This is a genomic window from Massilia sp. Root133, assembly GCF_001426525.1.
Classification (GTDB): Bacteria; Pseudomonadota; Gammaproteobacteria; order Burkholderiales; family Burkholderiaceae_D; genus Telluria; species Telluria orientalis.
Genome location: NZ_LMEW01000023.1, coordinates 218,073 through 232,426, shown reverse-complemented (window position 1 = coordinate 232,426; position 14,354 = coordinate 218,073). Strand labels below are relative to the sequence as shown.

The following is a 14,354-nucleotide window of genomic DNA, read 5'->3' as shown; positions in this document are numbered from 1 at the left end:
AGTATTTAGACGGATGCGCTATGATAAAATGTCGAGGATTATCAATACCCGGGACCTCGAAAATCGCAGTTTGCCGAGGTTCCCTGTCTAAGGAAGACTCGACATGGCTGGACACAGCAAATGGGCCAACATCAAGCACAAGAAAGCCGCCACTGATGCCAAGCGCGGCAAGATCTGGACCCGACTGATCAAGGAAATCACCGTCGCTGCCCGCATGGGCGGCGGCGACGCCAACACCAACCCGCGCCTGCGCCTCGCCATCGAAAAAGCGGCCGACGCCAATATGCCGAAGGATAACGTCAACCGCGCCGTCCAGCGCGGTTCGGGCGGCCTGGAAGGCGTCAACTACGAAGAAATCCGCTACGAAGGCTATGGCATCGGCGGCGCGGCGATCATCGTCGACTGCATGACCGACAACCGCGTGCGCACCGTGGCCGAAGTCCGCCACGCGTTCAGCAAATTCGGCGGCAATATGGGGACCGAAGGCTCCGTCGCGTTCATGTTCAAGCACACGGGCCAGTTCCTGTTCGCACCCGGCGTCGAAGAAGACAAGCTGATGGAAGCGGCGCTGGAAGCCGGTGCCGACGACGTGATCGCCGACGACGAAGGCGGCTTCGAAGTGCTGTGCGACCCGAACGCCTTCGCCGGCGTCAAGGAAGCCCTGGAAAAGGCCGGCTTCAAGGCCGATTCCGCCGAAGTCATCATGAAGCCGGACACCGAGACGGTGTTCACCGGCGAAGACGCGCTCAAGATGCAGAAACTGCTCGACGCCCTGGAAAACCTGGACGACGTGCAGGAAGTCTATACGAACGCAGTCATTGAAGAGTAAGCAGCGAAAGCAATCCATGAAAATCCTGGTAGTCGGCTCTGGCGGCCGTGAACATGCCCTGGCCTGGAAACTGGCCCAATCCGATCGCGTCCAGATGGTCTACGTCGCACCGGGCAATGGCGGTACCGCGCGCGATGCGCGCCTGATCAACATCGACATCACCGACCCGGCCGCGCTGGCCGACTTCGTCGTCGCGGAACACGTCAACCTGACGCTGGTCGGCCCGGAACAGCCGCTGGCGGCCGGCATCGTCAACCTGTTCCGCGCGCGCGGCCTGAAGGTCTTCGGCCCGACCAGGGAAGCGGCCCAGCTGGAAAGCTCGAAGGACTTCGCCAAGGCCTTCATGCACCGCCACGGCATCCCGACGGCGCAGTACCAGACATTCACCGACGTCGCCCAGGCCCACGCCTACATCGACGCCCAGGGCGCGCCGATCGTCATCAAGGCCGACGGCCTCGCCGCCGGCAAGGGCGTCGTCGTCGCGATGACCCTGGAAGAAGCACACCAGGCGGCCGACGACATGTTGTCGGGCAACCGCTTCGGCGACGCGGGCGCACGCATCGTCATCGAGGAATTCCTCGCCGGCGAAGAAGCCAGCTTCATCGTCATGTGCGACGGCAAGAACGTCGTCGCCCTGGCCACGTCGCAAGACCACAAGCGCCTGAAGGACCACGACCAGGGCCCGAACACGGGCGGCATGGGCGCATACTCGCCGGCACCGGTCGTCACGCCGTCGATCCACGCGCGCGTGATGCGCGAGATCATCAACCCGACCATCCAGGGCATGGCCAAGGATGGCATCCCGTACAGCGGTTTCCTGTACGCGGGCCTGATGATCGACGCGGCCGGCGTGCCGAAGGTCATCGAATTCAACTGCCGCATGGGCGACCCGGAAACGCAGCCGATCATGACGCGCCTGAAGAGCGACTTCGTGACGGTGCTGGAACACGCCTGCAACAGCACCCTGGACAAGGTGGAACTGGAATGGGACCGCCGCACGGCGGTGGGCGTCGTGATGGCGGCGGCCGGTTATCCGGACGCGCCGGCCAAGGGCGACATCATCGACGGCATCCCGGCCGAAACGCCGGAATGCGTCACCTTCCACGCCGGCACCCAGATCGTGGGCGGCACGCTGCAGACGTCGGGCGGCCGCGTGCTGTGCGTCGTCGGCCTGGGCGACAGCGTCAAGATGGCGCAGAAGCAGGCGTACGAGACCGTCGAGAAGATCCACTTCAATGGGGCGCAGTATCGGCGCGACATCGGGTGGCGTGGGATCAAGCAGGCGTGATGGCCTAGCGTCTCGCAACAACGAAAAACGGAGGCTCGCAGCCTCCGTTTTTTTACCCTGCCGTCGTTCCCGCGCAAGCGGGAACCCATGCTGAGCTCGCTAGCCTACAATATCAGCATAGAGGTCACACCACCGGGGATTGGTCTTCTGAATCGGCTCCACCTTCCACGACCTGTCCCACTTCTTGATCTGCTTTTCGCGCCGGATCGCTTCCATGATATCGGCGTGAATCTCATACCAGACCAGCATCTTGACGCGATATCGCTTTGTGAATCCTTCAGCCAGGCCTTCTCGGTGCTGCCAAACACGTTTTACGAGGTCGCTTGTCACGCCAACGTAGAGTGTTCCGTTCAAGCCGCTCGCCAACATATAGACGTAGCTTGATCTGTCCATGGTTGAGTCCTCGATGCCGAAAGTGACATGTTCCAATGATGGACTCGTTTTATTGCTGAGATGCTGCAAAAGTTCGCATGACTCGGCGTTCCCGCGCAAGCGGAAATCCATATAGAGCAACCGGGTTCAGTAACGTCGAAGCACCGTGACGCGCTGAATGGGCTGACTTCGGAAGCTCAGCATGGGTTCCCGCCTCCGCGGGAACGACGTTATTTCCGGCGACGCGCCACGCTACCCGCGGCCAGTCCACCCAGCATCAGCGCCAGCGTCCCCGGCAGCGGCACCGAACCGCTCGGCGCGGCCGCTTCCACGTTGACGTTGTCGATCTGGTTGTAGGCACCCGAGCCGATGCGCAGTTCGGTGATGCCGGTCAGGACCGTGCTCCACGTACCCGAGTCCTGGATCGAACCGACCGACACACCGTCGGCCGACACGTCGCTCCAATCCATGAAGTAGTCGAAGCTGTTCAGGTTGAACTTGCCGCCGCCCACGCGGGTCAGCGTGACGAACGTGTCCCAGCCGTTTTCCATGCCGTCGTGCCAGTTGTACGTCGACGGCTCGTACGTGCCGTCGCCGACGTGGGCCGCGTCCGCGTCCGCGCCCGGCGCATTCAGGGTCACCTGGAAGCCCGACTCGACGTAGGTCAGGTTCAGGCCGTTGTAGGTCATGCCGCCGGCCAGCGGAAAGCCGTCGCCGTACATCATCTCGGTCAGGCCATCGAAGTTCAGGACGGTGGCGCCGGCGCTGCCTGCTGCCATCAAGGCGACGGCGGCGAGAATGGATTTGAATTTCATGAAAGTCTCCGGAAGTAATCGTTGCTGCCGGCGCCCATGCGGGCACCGGCATTGCCATCATCAGTAGGTGAAGAACACGCCGCGGCCCGCGCCGGCGGCATAGACGCGTCCGGGCACGGCCTGGTCGGCGGCCAGGTTGCTGATGCCGGCGTACTGGTGCTTGTCGTCGTTGATCCGGCGCCACGTCCTGGCACCGTCATCCGAGCGGTACACGCCCCACACGTTGTTGATGATGCCGACGATGTAGATCGAAGACGAGTACGTCGCACCGGCCGGCGCCTTGCCCAGCGCAATGGAGGTGGCGCCGTACACCTGCGGATAACTCCACGTCTCGTTGGTGCCCCAGTCCGGCGCGGTCACATCCAGCCTGGTCCAGGTCACGCCCGAGTCGGTGGAGTGCAGGATGCTGAAACCGTCGACCACCCAGATGTCGCCTTCGGCATTCGGATTGACGGCGATCGACGACTGGTAGAAGGCCGCCACGCGCGCGCCCGCGCTGACGAACGTCGTGCTCTCGGTGAAGGTATGGCCGCCGTCGTTCGAGTACCAGAAATGCGACGTGTCCGCCCACTGGTTCCACCACGCGCCGCCCGAGTTGAACGCATAGACCTTGTTCGGGTTCTTGCGGTCGGCGACGACGCGGTAGCCGCGGCCGATGCCCACCGCGGACAGGTCCGGCAGGTTCGTGTACGTCCAGGTGGCGCCGTTGTCGGTCGTGTAGGCCGGCCGCGCGCCGGACGGTGCCCAGACGGCCTTGCCCGGCGCGGTGACGGCGATGGTTTCCTCGCCGCCCTGGTGGTCGTTCGATGCCGCGTCCGGGTGCTTGCTGGCGAATGGCGTCCAGGTCACGCCGGAGTCGGTCGAGTAGGCGCCGCGCGGGTTGTTCTGGACCCAGCCGCCGGTGCCGACGGCCGCGATGTAGGCCGGGTTCGACCAGGCCGTGTCGGCGGCGTGGCCGTTGCTGAAGTAGCCGATCGGGCCGCGCGTCGGCTTCTTCAGCACCTCGGTCTGCACGTGCGTGCCGATGTCGCCGGAGCTGCGCAGCAGCGCATAGCTGGCGCCCTTGGGCGGCGTCGCCAGGCTGATCGTCGCGGTTTCCTCGAGGTTGGTCACGTCCAGGTTCCACGTGGGCGTGGCGGCCGATGCGGTTTTCGTCTCCCAGATGCCGCCGCCGAACACGTGCAGGATGTGGTCGGGGTTGTTCGGATCGATCTCGACGTCGTCCACCCAGCCGGAGAAGTCCACGTCGGACGGGGTGTGCGGGGTCATCGACGCGATCTCGCGCCAGGTCAGGCCGGCGTCGTCGGACACCTGCACGACCGGCTGGCCCTGCCAGTTACCCCACGAGTTCGACACGCCCAGCGCGATGCGGGTGGTCGGGCCGGAACCGGAGACCGACAGGCCGCCCATGCCGAAGTTCACCCATTGCTCCGTATCGTAGCTCTTCAGCAGCGTCCAGTTGGTGCCGTCGAACTTGTACAGGCGGGCCGGGCCGCCGGCGCCCGGGCCCATGTCCTTCGTGAACGCCACGTAGATGATGCCGTCCTTGGCACGGACCATGTGCGGGATGTAGTAGCCGGTCACGGGAGTCGACACGCCCGTCCAGGTCGCGCCGCCGTCGGTCGACTTGTACAGGTTGGCGTTCAGGCCGGCCGCGGCAGCGTAATCCGGGGCCACCGCCGTGTAGATGGTCTGCGTGGCCGTACCCGAGCCCGTGGTCGAGGTGTCGAACAGCACGCTCTCGATGCCGCCCGACGTGCGGCCCGGCAGGGAGCCGATCTGGTCGCCCGGGTACTGGAACGACGTCAGCGACGTCACCTGGCTCCAGGTCTGGCCGTAGTCGGCGCTCTTCCACAGGCCCGACGTGCGCGAGCCGTAGTACAGGACCGACGGCTGGTTCGGATCGACCATCAGGCGCTCGCCGATGGCGCGACCCGGATCGTTGGAACCGGCACGGAACGGCAGGTCGACGTGCGTCCAGCTGTCGCCGCGGTTCGTGGAGATGTACAGGCGGGCATTCTGTCCCGACCAATCGTACATGCCGGTGACGAGGTACACGCGCTTGTCGTCGGTCGGATCCAGGGCCACGCTTTCGGCCCCGTTATAGAATTCTTCGCGGACGCCGAAGCCGTCCGTGATCGGCGTCCAGCCGGAAGTGGCCGTATCCCTGCGGTAGACCCCGCCCATGTCGGTGCGCGCATACAGCACGTTCGGGCTGGTCGGGTGGAAGATCAGCCCGGTCACGTAGCCGCTGCCGCCGTACTTGACGCTCTGCCATCGGCTACCCGTCGTCGCAACGTCTGCGCCGCCGCCGGACGCGCTGCCGATCATGGCGGCGAAAGAAGGCGATTGCGAGGACGGGCTGCTGCTGCCGCCGCACGCTGCCACCAGGCCTGCCACGGCGCAGGCAAGCGCAAGAGTTTGCTTCTTCATGCTTGAACTCCAAGAAAGTGTTGGACCGGGATTACCGGTTTGCTGCAATGCACCATCCCCGTCGGTACGGCCACGGACGGGCCGTCACGATGAAGACATTGGATGGGAGAGGACAAGTTGGCGCGTCAAGGTCGCGGCCGAGGGGGGATCGTGTGTTCCATGAAGGTCTCCGTCGTTTTCGTTATTGACTCGTTCCGACACCGGCCTATGCGGCTGGCGTGAAATCGGTTTCTTTCGACGTAGACTATTAGTAATACGCACGCGTTTCTTGCATTCGTAACGACGAAAGCTAGAAAAATGCAGAAAATTGTAGAGATTTGCGCAGGATTTTTATTCGCGCCGGCGGGGTGCTGGAATCGGTGTTGGCGGGTGCCTGTCACGATCCAGTTCATCAGTGTACAATCCCCGTTCGCTTTTTTTCTCTCACATTTCCACATGGCTACAATTAATCCGGCCGCCGTCAAGGCTTGGCTGCTCGACCTCCAGGCGCGCATCGTGCAAGCGCTGGAAGACGTCGACGGCAAGCCTTTCTTGCGCGACACGTGGGAACGGGCCGAAGGTGGCGGCGGCGTATCGCGCCTCATCGAAGGTGGAAATGTGATCGAGCGCGGCGGCGTGAATTTTTCGCACGTGCGCGGCGCCAGCCTGCCGGCCTCGGCGATGGCCGCGCGGCCGGAACTGGCGGGCCGCGCCTGGGAAGCGATGGGCGTGTCGCTCGTGCTGCACCCGCACAATCCGTACGCACCCACCGTGCATATGAACGTGCGCTTTTTCGAAGCGACGGCCGAGGGCAAGGAACCCGTCTGGTGGTTCGGCGGCGGCATGGACCTGACGCCCTATTACGGCAATGCGGACGACGCGCGCCACTTCCACCAGGTCTGCCACGACGCGCTGGCGCCGTTCGGCGACGACCTGCACCCGCGCTTCAAGCGCTGGTGCGACGATTATTTCTATATCAAACACCGCAAGGAAGCGCGCGGCGTCGGCGGCATCTTCTTCGACGACTTCAACGAACTCGGGTTCGAGCAGTCGTATGCGATGGTGCAGAGCGTCGGCGACGGCTTCCTCGATGCCTACCTGCCGATCCTGACGGCGCGCAAGGACCAGCCCTACGGCGAACGCGAACGCGATTTCCAGGCGTACCGGCGCGGACGCTACGTCGAGTTCAACCTCGTGTGGGACCGCGGCACGCTGTTCGGCCTGCAGTCGGGCGGCCGGACGGAAGCGATCCTGATGTCGATGCCGCCGATCGTCAAATGGCGCTACGACTGGCATCCGGAGCCGGGTAGTCCGGAAGAAAAGCTCTACACCGACTTCCTGCCGCACCGGGATTGGCTCGCCCCGTGACCAGATGTGTTGCTCTGCTGGGCGGCAGTTTCGACCCGGTGCACCACGGCCACGTCGCGCTGGCCGAGTTGTTCGCGCGCCAGCTCCACCCGGACGAACTGCGCGTGCTGCCGGCCGGCCAGCCGTGGCAAAAAAAGAGTGGCCTGGAAGCGGGCGACGCCGACCGCGTGGCCATGCTGGAACTGGCATTTGCAGGCAGTAGCGCACCCGTGACGATCGATACCCGCGAGATCGACCGTCATGGCGCCACGTACACGGTCGAAACCCTGCGCGACGTGCGCGCCGAACTCGGGCCGGATACGTCCATCGTGTTCGTGATGGGTGCGGACCAGTTGCAGAAGCTGGACACCTGGCGCGACTGGCGCGACCTGTTCGCGCTGGCCAATTTCGGCGTCGCCGCCCGCCCCGGCTACCGGCTCGACGACGCCGCGCTGCCGCCCGCCGTGGCAGCCGAACTGGCGCAGCGGCGCGCGTCGTTCGACGCCGTGCGCGCCAACCCGGCGGGCAAGGTGTGCCTGGCGCACACGCTGGCCATCGACATATCGGCCACGCAGGTGCGCGCTGCCCTGCACGCCGAACCCCGTACTGACATAAGCGCGCTCGTTGCGCCGCAAGTGCTAGACTATATTCAACAACATAACTTGTACAAAAACTAATGGATATCAAGAAACTGCAAACGCTCGTCGTCGACGCCCTCGAAGACGTCAAGGGCCAGGACATCGTTCTGTTCGACACGACGCACCTGACCAGCCTGTTCGACCGTATCGCGGTCGTGTCGGGCACGTCGAATCGCCAGACCAAGGCGCTGGCCGCCTCGGTGCGCGACAAGGTCAAGGAAGCAGGCGGCGACGTGGTCGGGCTGGAAGGCGAAGACACGGGCGAATGGGTCCTCGTCGACCTGGGCGACATGATCGTGCACATCATGCAGCCGGCCATCCGCCAGTACTACCGCCTGGAAGAAATCTGGGGCGACAAGCCCGTCAAACTGGGCGCCGCCAAGCGCAAGTCGACGACCGAAGGCCAGGACGCGGCCGCACCGAAGACCAAGTCGAAGCACCTCGCCGCGAACCAGGAGCAGGAAGACGCCAAGCCGGTGCGCGAGCGCAAGCCGGCCGCGAAGAAGGCGGCTGACGCCAAGCCGGCCGCCCGGAAACCTGCCGCCAAGAAGATCCCGACGGGCGCCACCGTGAAGGTTGCCGTGTCCAAGACCGCTGCCGCGGACGCCAAAGCTGCCAAGGCCGCCAAGGCTGCTGCCGCACCGAAGCGCGCGACGAAAGCCGCAGCCGAGGGCGACGCACCGGCCAAGAAAGTCATCCGCCGCATCAAGAAAACCGAAGAATAAGCTGCGATGCAGTTGTTCATCGTCGCGGTCGGCCACAAGATGCCGGCCTGGATCGAGACCGGCTTCGCGGAATACGCGAAGCGGATGCCGCCGGAGCTGCGCATCGTGCTGAAGGAAGTGAAACCGGTCGAACGGTCCGGCAGCAAGACGGCGGCCACCGCGATGGCGCTCGAACGCGAGCGCATCGAGGCCGTGCTGCCGAAAGGCGTGCGCATCGTCGCCCTCGACGAGCGCGGCAAGGATCTCACCAGCGTGGGCCTGTCGCAAGCGTTGGAGGCCTGGCAGCAGGACGGGCGCGACATCGCCTTCCTGATCGGCGGGGCCGACGGCCTCGATCCGGAACTCAAGGCACGCGCGGACGGTCTGATCCGCATCTCCAGCATGACGCTGCCGCACGGTATCGTGCGCGTGATGCTGGCAGAACAGTTATATCGTGCCTGGTCCATCACCCAGAACCACCCCTACCATCGGGTATGAGCCGATGAAACAGCTCGACAAGAAAATCTACCTCGCCTCGAAGAGCCCGCGCCGCCGCGAACTGCTGCGCCAGGTCGGCATCGATTTCGACATCCTTAGCCTGCGCTCCGATCCGGCCCGCGGCATCGACGTCAGCGAAGACACGTTCGCGGGCGAGCCCGCCATGGACTACGTGGCCCGCGTGGCGCGCGAAAAAGGCGCGTTCGCGTGGAACGTGCTGCACATGCGCCGCATGCCGCTGCGCCCCGTGCTGTCGGCCGACACGACCGTCACCATCGACGGCGAAATCCTCGGCAAGCCGGCCGATCCGAAGGAAGCGCATGCGATGCTGGAACGCCTGTCGGGCCGCACGCACCAGGTGCTGACGTCGGTCGCGCTGCACTACACGGACGTGTTCGAGCAGGTGACGCAGGTGTCGAACGTGCGTTTCGCCCAGCTCACGCCGGCAGCGATCCGCGCCTATTGCGCGACGCCGGAGCCCTACGACAAGGCCGGCGCCTATGGCATCCAGGGCCTCGCCGCCCTGTTCATCGAGCACATCGAAGGCAGCCATTCCGGCATCATGGGCTTGCCCGTGTTCGAGACGGCGCAGTTACTGCAGAAAGCGGGCGTCAGCGCGCTGTAGGATGGGGTAATCGATGCCCCCGGCATCAATGACCCCACCCTGCGTGTATGATGTGACCCGAGACAACAATTAAAACCCGGCCTCATGACTGAAGACATCCTGATCAACATCACCCCCCAGGAAACGCGCGTCGCGCTGGTGGTTCAGGGTGCCGTACAAGAGCTGCACATCGAGCGTACGCTCACCCGCGGTCTCGCGGGCAACGTCTATCTGGGCAAGGTCGTGCGCGTGCTGCCGGGCATGCAGTCGGCCTTCATCGACATCGGCCTCGAACGCGCCGCGTTCCTGCACGTGGCCGACATCTGGGAAGCCAGGCCGCACGACGGCGCGAACGGCAGCAGCAGTAACAGCAACAGCGCACCGACGCCCATCGAAAAAATCCTGTTCGACGGCCAGGTGCTGACCGTCCAGGTGATCAAGGATCCGATCGGCACGAAGGGCGCGCGCCTATCCACGCAGATCTCGATCGCGGGCCGCATGCTCGTCTATCTGCCGCAGGATAAACACATCGGCATCTCGCAGAAGATCGAGAAGGAATCCGAGCGCGAAGCCCTGCGCGCGCGCCTCGCGGGCCTGTTGCCGCCGGACGAAAAAGGCGGCTATATCGTGCGCACGCAGGCCGAGGACGCGTCCGACGCCGACCTCGCCGCCGACGTCGACTACCTGCGCAAGACGTGGGGCGCCATCATGACGGGCGCGCGCACGCGTCCCGCGACGAGCCTGCTGTACCAGGACCTGAGCCTGGCCCAGCGCGTGCTGCGCGACTTCGTGCACGACGAGACGGCCGCGATCCTCGTCGACTCGCGCGAGAACTACCTGAAACTCGTCGAATTCGCCCAGGTGTACACGCCGAGCGTGCTGTCGCGCCTGCAGCACTACACGGGCGAGCGCCCGCTGTTCGACCTGTACGGCGTCGAGGAAGAGATCCTGCGCGCGCTGGGCCGGCGCGTGGACCTGAAATCGGGCGGCTACCTGATCGTCGACCAGACCGAAGCGATGACGACCATCGACGTCAACACGGGCGGCTTCGTCGGCGGGCGCAATTTCGCCGACACGATCTTCAAGACGAACCTGGAAGCGGCACACGCCATCGCCCGCCAGCTGCGGCTGCGCAACCTGGGCGGCATCATCATCCTCGACTTCATCGACATGGAGAACACCGAGCACCGCAACGCCGTGCTCGCGGAGCTCAAGAAGACGCTGTCGCGCGACCGCACGAAGGTGTCCGTGAGCGGCTTCTCGGCGCTGGGCCTCGTCGAAATGACGAGAAAGCGCACGCGCGAATCGCTGGCCCACATCCTGTGCGAGCCCTGCCCTGCCTGCGGCGGCAAGGGCCAGGTCAAGACGAGCCGGACGATCTGCTACGAGATCCTGCGCGAACTGCTGCGCGAAGCCAAGCAGTTCAACCCGCGCGAATTCCGCATCGTCGCGTCGCAGGAAGTGGTCGACCTGTTCCTCGAGGAAGAGTCGCAGCACCTGGCCATGCTCGGCGACTTCATCGGCAAGCGGATCTCGCTGCAGGTCGAGCGCGGCTATCACCAGGAACAGTACGACGTGATTCTCATGTAAGCCTGCCGAAAATCGTAACCTGCACCGGCGCTTTTAGCGTCGACAGCGCATGCCAACCTTGATAGTGTTGCGGGCATGCTCAACAGACGCGACTTCCTCAAGAGCGCCGGCGCGCTCGCCACCACCTCGGTCTTCGGCCAGTCCTCCGCCTACGCGGACGCCAGCCAGGCCCGCCCCACATCCGCGCCCGGACGCACGGTCGTGTCGCTCAACAAGGGCTGGCGCTTCCATGAAGGCGATATCGCCTTCCCGGTCATCCGGGGCCATGGCTGGACCTACGCCAACGCCAAGGCCGGCAATGCCAGCGGTGCCGCGGCGCCCGGTTTCGACGATTCCGAGTGGAACAGCGTCACGCTGCCGCACGACTTCGCGAGTGCGCAGGTGCCCGAGCAGAGCGCCAACGTGGCGCAGGGCTACCGCAAGCGCGGCATCGGCTGGTACCGCACGCTGATCCGCCTGGACGAGGCCGACCACGGCAAGCATATCGAACTGCAGCTCGACGGCATGGCGACCCTTGGCACCGTCTGGTTCAACGGCACGCAGGTGGCGCACACCTGGAGCGGCTACAGCTCGGTCTACATCGACCTGACCCCGTTCGCCACCTACGGCGACGCGCTCAATTCGCTCGTGGTCCGCGTCGATGCCGACACCATGCAGGGCTGGTGGTACGAAGGCGCCGGCATCTACCGCAACACGTGGCTCGTCAAGCGCGAGCAGGTCCACATCGCCACCGACGGCGTGTTCGCCCATCCCGTGTTCGCCGACGGCCAGTGGACCATTCCGCTCGAAGTGACCTTGTACAACATCCGCAAGAGCGCGCAGCGGGTGCAGGTCGAGAGCGTCCTCGTCGACGCTGCAGGCAAGACCGTGGCCAGCTTCGGCGCCCCGGCCGACGTGGGCGTGCTGACGCGCCAGGTCGTCACCGGCAGCATGCGCGTGGCCGCGCCTGAACTGTGGAGCCTGGAAGAACGCAACCTGTACAGCGTGCGCACCCGCGTGCTGCAGGACGGCAGGCTGCTCGACGAAGTCACCACCCGCTGCGGTTTCCGCACCCAGCGCTTCGACCCCGAGCTCGGCTTTTTCCTCAACGACCGGCACGTCAAGCTGCAGGGCGTGTGCATTCACCAGGATCACGCCGGGGTCGGCGTGGCCGTGCCGTACGGCCTGCTCGACTACCGCATGCGCCGCCTGAAGGAACTCGGCGTCAACGCCATCCGCTGCTCGCACAATGCCCAGGACAAGCGCTTCTACGAACTGTGCGACGAGCTGGGCTTCCTCGTGATGGACGAGAACCGCGTATTCAACCCCTCTCCGGAGCATGTCGAGGAGCTGAGCTGGCTGGTGCGCTGCCACCGCAATCACCCGTCCATCATCCTGTGGTCGGTGTTCAACGAGGAACCCATCCAGGGCACCGAGCAGGGCCGGGAAATGGTGCGCCGCATGGTCGCCGCCGTACGCGCGCTCGACACGTCGCGCCCCACCACCGCCGCCATGAACACCGGCCAGTTCGAGCCCGCCAACGCGGCCCAGGCGGTCGACGTCGTCGGCTTCAACTACCAGTACCAGGCCTACGACGCGTTCCACCAGGCTTTCCCGACCGTGCCGATGACGTCGTCCGAAGACGTCTCGGCCTACCAGACGCGCGGCGCCTATGTGACCGACCCGGAGAAGCACATCTTCGCCAGCTACGACGACGATGCGTCCTCCTGGGGCACGACCCACCGGGTCGGCTGGAAAGCCGTGGCCGAGCGGCCCTTCGTGGCCGGCGCGTTCGTGTGGACCGGCTTCGACTACCACGGCGAACCATCGCCGCACGAATGGCCATCGAATTCCTCGTTCTTCGGCATCATGGACCTGTGCGGCTTCGCGAAGGACGCCTTCTGGCTGCACCAGGCCCAGTGGCGCAAGGAGCCGGTGCTGCGGCTGGCGCCACACTGGAACTGGGCCGGCAAGGAAGGCCAGCCGATCACCGTGATGGCCTTGCACAACATGGATGAGGTCGAAGTGTTCCTGAACGGCCGCTCGCAAGGCCGCCAGAAGGGCGACATCTACGAGATGAACCGCTGGCAGGTCCGGTATGCGCCCGGCAAGCTGTCGGCCGTGGGCTATCGCGGCGGCAAGGTGGTGAAACGGTTCGAGGTCGAGACCACCGGCGCGCCGGTCGCGCTCAAGCTCACGCCGGACCGTTCACTCATGCGCGGCGACGGCCTCGACGCCCAGCCCATCCAGGTCGAAGCACTCGATGCGCAGGGCCGCCACGTGCCGCTGGCGCAGCACCAGATCGTGTTCAAGGCCGAGGGGGGCGACATCATCGGCTTGGGCAATGGCGATCCGAACGACACCAGCAGCGAGAAGGGCAACACGCGCGCACTGTTCAACGGGCTGGCCCAGGTGATCGTGCAGACCCGCGAAGGCAGCGCAGGCACCTTCAGGCTGAGCGCCAGCGCGGCCGGGCTCAAATCCGCCGTGCTCGATGTCGAGGTGCGCAAGGCCCAGCCCTGGGCTTACCAGCCCACCTCGGCGCCGGTGCAGGTCCTCGACGGCTGGCGCTCGTCGCCGCAGAGCCCGACCCCGGTCGATCCCAACCTGCGCCCTGCCGGCACGGACATGAACTCGTGGGGCTGGATCACGCCCGGCGCCCGCGCCAAACCGGCCGGGCAGACCGGCTACATGCTGTACGCCACCGACGTCTATCCCTTTGCGCGCGTGCGCAAGCAAGGCGGCATCCTCGAATTCGCCGAGGTGACCGGCCCGTGCCAGGTCTTCATCGACGGCAGGAAAGCTGGCGAAAAGACCACCGGCGCCCCTGCGCCGCTGCGGGTCGCCTTCCCGGCCGGCGAGGCCAGGGCCCGCCTGAGCGTCCTGTGCCCCCTGACGGCCGGGCAACCACACGGCCTGAGCGGCGTCGTGCGCCTGTTGTCGTTCTAAATCACCATCGCGAATCCGCATGGCGTAGAATCCAGCCCTCCGTGCCGACGGCACGGCGGGGCCGATGTTAATTTAATACGCCAGTTTCGCCGTCTCCAGGACAAGGATTTGTCATCCTGTTCAGTTCATGTTGCTCGCACAGGACAATGCGTCTAAAAATATGGTCAGGGGCAACGCAGTGTCCCGGTTTGGACTACAATTCGAGACAATTTGTTGAAGATTTCGAGAGTTGGCGGTAGTGTGCATCCTCACCAGGCAGATGCGCAGCCAGCCGACCGGTTAGCGCTGCTGAATCGCAGACCCTGATATACCGCTGGCGGCGTCGGACA

At 65.1% G+C, this 14,354-nt stretch carries 12 protein-coding genes; 9 read left to right on the top strand and 3 right to left on the bottom strand.

Features of this window, described 5'->3' with window-relative positions; translation table 11 throughout:
* Positions 1–103 precede the first annotated feature (103 nt).
* Together ASD28_RS16980 and purD are read left to right on the top strand one after the other, a co-directional pair.
* Complete coding sequence (locus ASD28_RS16980; protein WP_056130386.1) at positions 104–829, top strand: YebC/PmpR family DNA-binding transcriptional regulator; 726 nt, start codon at positions 104–106, stop codon at positions 827–829.
* A 16-nt stretch (positions 830–845) separates the two neighbouring features.
* A complete protein-coding gene (purD, locus tag ASD28_RS16975) occupies positions 846–2,117 on the top strand; it encodes a phosphoribosylamine--glycine ligase (protein ID WP_056130372.1) in 1,272 nt (423 codons plus the stop codon).
* A gap of 99 nt (positions 2,118–2,216) precedes the next feature.
* On the opposite strand, the gene ASD28_RS16970 is transcribed toward purD, so the two are convergent.
* From ASD28_RS16970 to ASD28_RS16960, 3 genes are all read right to left on the bottom strand, one after another.
* The gene (locus tag ASD28_RS16970; RefSeq protein WP_056130914.1) at positions 2,217–2,510 is read right to left on the bottom strand and encodes a GIY-YIG nuclease family protein; all 294 of its coding nucleotides are present in this window, start codon (positions 2,508–2,510) and stop codon (positions 2,217–2,219) included.
* A 209-nt stretch (positions 2,511–2,719) separates the two neighbouring features.
* A complete protein-coding gene (locus ASD28_RS16965) occupies positions 2,720–3,304 on the bottom strand; it encodes a PEP-CTERM sorting domain-containing protein (protein WP_056130369.1) in 585 nt (194 codons plus the stop codon).
* Positions 3,305–3,364: 60 nt separating this feature from the next.
* Positions 3,365–5,737: a hypothetical protein gene (locus ASD28_RS16960; RefSeq protein WP_056130367.1), complete on the bottom strand. Its 2,373-nt coding sequence runs from the start codon at positions 5,735–5,737 to the stop codon at positions 3,365–3,367.
* A gap of 435 nt (positions 5,738–6,172) precedes the next feature.
* On the opposite strand from ASD28_RS16960, the gene hemF reads away from it, so the two are divergent.
* The 7 genes from hemF to galA all read left to right on the top strand — a co-directional run bounded on the left by hemF (position 6,173) and on the right by galA (position 14,025).
* Complete coding sequence (gene hemF / locus ASD28_RS16955) at positions 6,173–7,084, top strand: oxygen-dependent coproporphyrinogen oxidase (RefSeq protein WP_056130364.1); 912 nt, start codon at positions 6,173–6,175, stop codon at positions 7,082–7,084.
* Positions 7,081–7,740 (top strand): nicotinate-nucleotide adenylyltransferase, encoded by a 660-nt coding sequence (locus tag ASD28_RS16950; RefSeq protein WP_156650910.1) that lies wholly within the window; start codon positions 7,081–7,083, stop codon positions 7,738–7,740. Before hemF ends, ASD28_RS16950 begins: the two co-directional genes overlap by 4 nt.
* On the top strand, positions 7,740–8,426 hold the full coding sequence (gene rsfS / locus ASD28_RS16945; protein WP_056130358.1) for a ribosome silencing factor: 687 nt from the start codon (positions 7,740–7,742) through the stop codon (positions 8,424–8,426). The genes ASD28_RS16950 and rsfS overlap by 1 nt, the downstream gene beginning before the upstream one ends.
* Before the next feature lie 6 nt (positions 8,427–8,432).
* Entirely contained in the window at positions 8,433–8,903 is a 471-nt protein-coding gene (gene rlmH, locus ASD28_RS16940) for a 23S rRNA (pseudouridine(1915)-N(3))-methyltransferase RlmH (protein WP_056130354.1), read from the top strand.
* Between the two features lie 4 nt (positions 8,904–8,907).
* On the top strand, positions 8,908–9,528 hold the full coding sequence (locus ASD28_RS16935) for a nucleoside triphosphate pyrophosphatase (RefSeq protein ID WP_056130351.1): 621 nt from the start codon (positions 8,908–8,910) through the stop codon (positions 9,526–9,528).
* An 84-nt stretch (positions 9,529–9,612) separates the two neighbouring features.
* Complete coding sequence (gene rng / locus ASD28_RS16930; RefSeq protein ID WP_056130348.1) at positions 9,613–11,097, top strand: ribonuclease G; 1,485 nt, start codon at positions 9,613–9,615, stop codon at positions 11,095–11,097.
* Between the two features lie 75 nt (positions 11,098–11,172).
* Positions 11,173–14,025 (top strand): beta-galactosidase GalA, encoded by a 2,853-nt coding sequence (gene galA / locus ASD28_RS16925; protein WP_056130347.1) that lies wholly within the window; start codon positions 11,173–11,175, stop codon positions 14,023–14,025.
* The last annotated feature ends 329 nt before the right edge of the window (positions 14,026–14,354 follow it).

What these genes read in the sequence shown, in the direction of transcription:
- ASD28_RS16980 (WP_056130386.1), top strand. Translation starts at nt 104, where the DNA reads ATGGCTGGACACAGCAAATGGGCCAACATCAAGCACAAGAAAGCCGCC.
- ASD28_RS16935 (WP_056130351.1), top strand. Translation starts at nt 8,908, where the DNA reads ATGAAACAGCTCGACAAGAAAATCTACCTCGCCTCGAAGAGCCCGCGC.
- ASD28_RS16965 (WP_056130369.1), bottom strand. Translation starts at nt 3,304, where the DNA reads ATGAAATTCAAATCCATTCTCGCCGCCGTCGCCTTGATGGCAGCAGGC.
- ASD28_RS16960 (WP_056130367.1), bottom strand. Translation starts at nt 5,737, where the DNA reads ATGAAGAAGCAAACTCTTGCGCTTGCCTGCGCCGTGGCAGGCCTGGTG.
- rng (WP_056130348.1), top strand. Translation starts at nt 9,613, where the DNA reads ATGACTGAAGACATCCTGATCAACATCACCCCCCAGGAAACGCGCGTC.
- hemF (WP_056130364.1), top strand. Translation starts at nt 6,173, where the DNA reads ATGGCTACAATTAATCCGGCCGCCGTCAAGGCTTGGCTGCTCGACCTC.
- rlmH (WP_056130354.1), top strand. Translation starts at nt 8,433, where the DNA reads ATGCAGTTGTTCATCGTCGCGGTCGGCCACAAGATGCCGGCCTGGATC.
- ASD28_RS16970 (WP_056130914.1), bottom strand. Translation starts at nt 2,510, where the DNA reads ATGGACAGATCAAGCTACGTCTATATGTTGGCGAGCGGCTTGAACGGA.
- purD (WP_056130372.1), top strand. Translation starts at nt 846, where the DNA reads ATGAAAATCCTGGTAGTCGGCTCTGGCGGCCGTGAACATGCCCTGGCC.
- galA (WP_056130347.1), top strand. Translation starts at nt 11,173, where the DNA reads ATGCTCAACAGACGCGACTTCCTCAAGAGCGCCGGCGCGCTCGCCACC.
- rsfS (WP_056130358.1), top strand. Translation starts at nt 7,740, where the DNA reads ATGGATATCAAGAAACTGCAAACGCTCGTCGTCGACGCCCTCGAAGAC.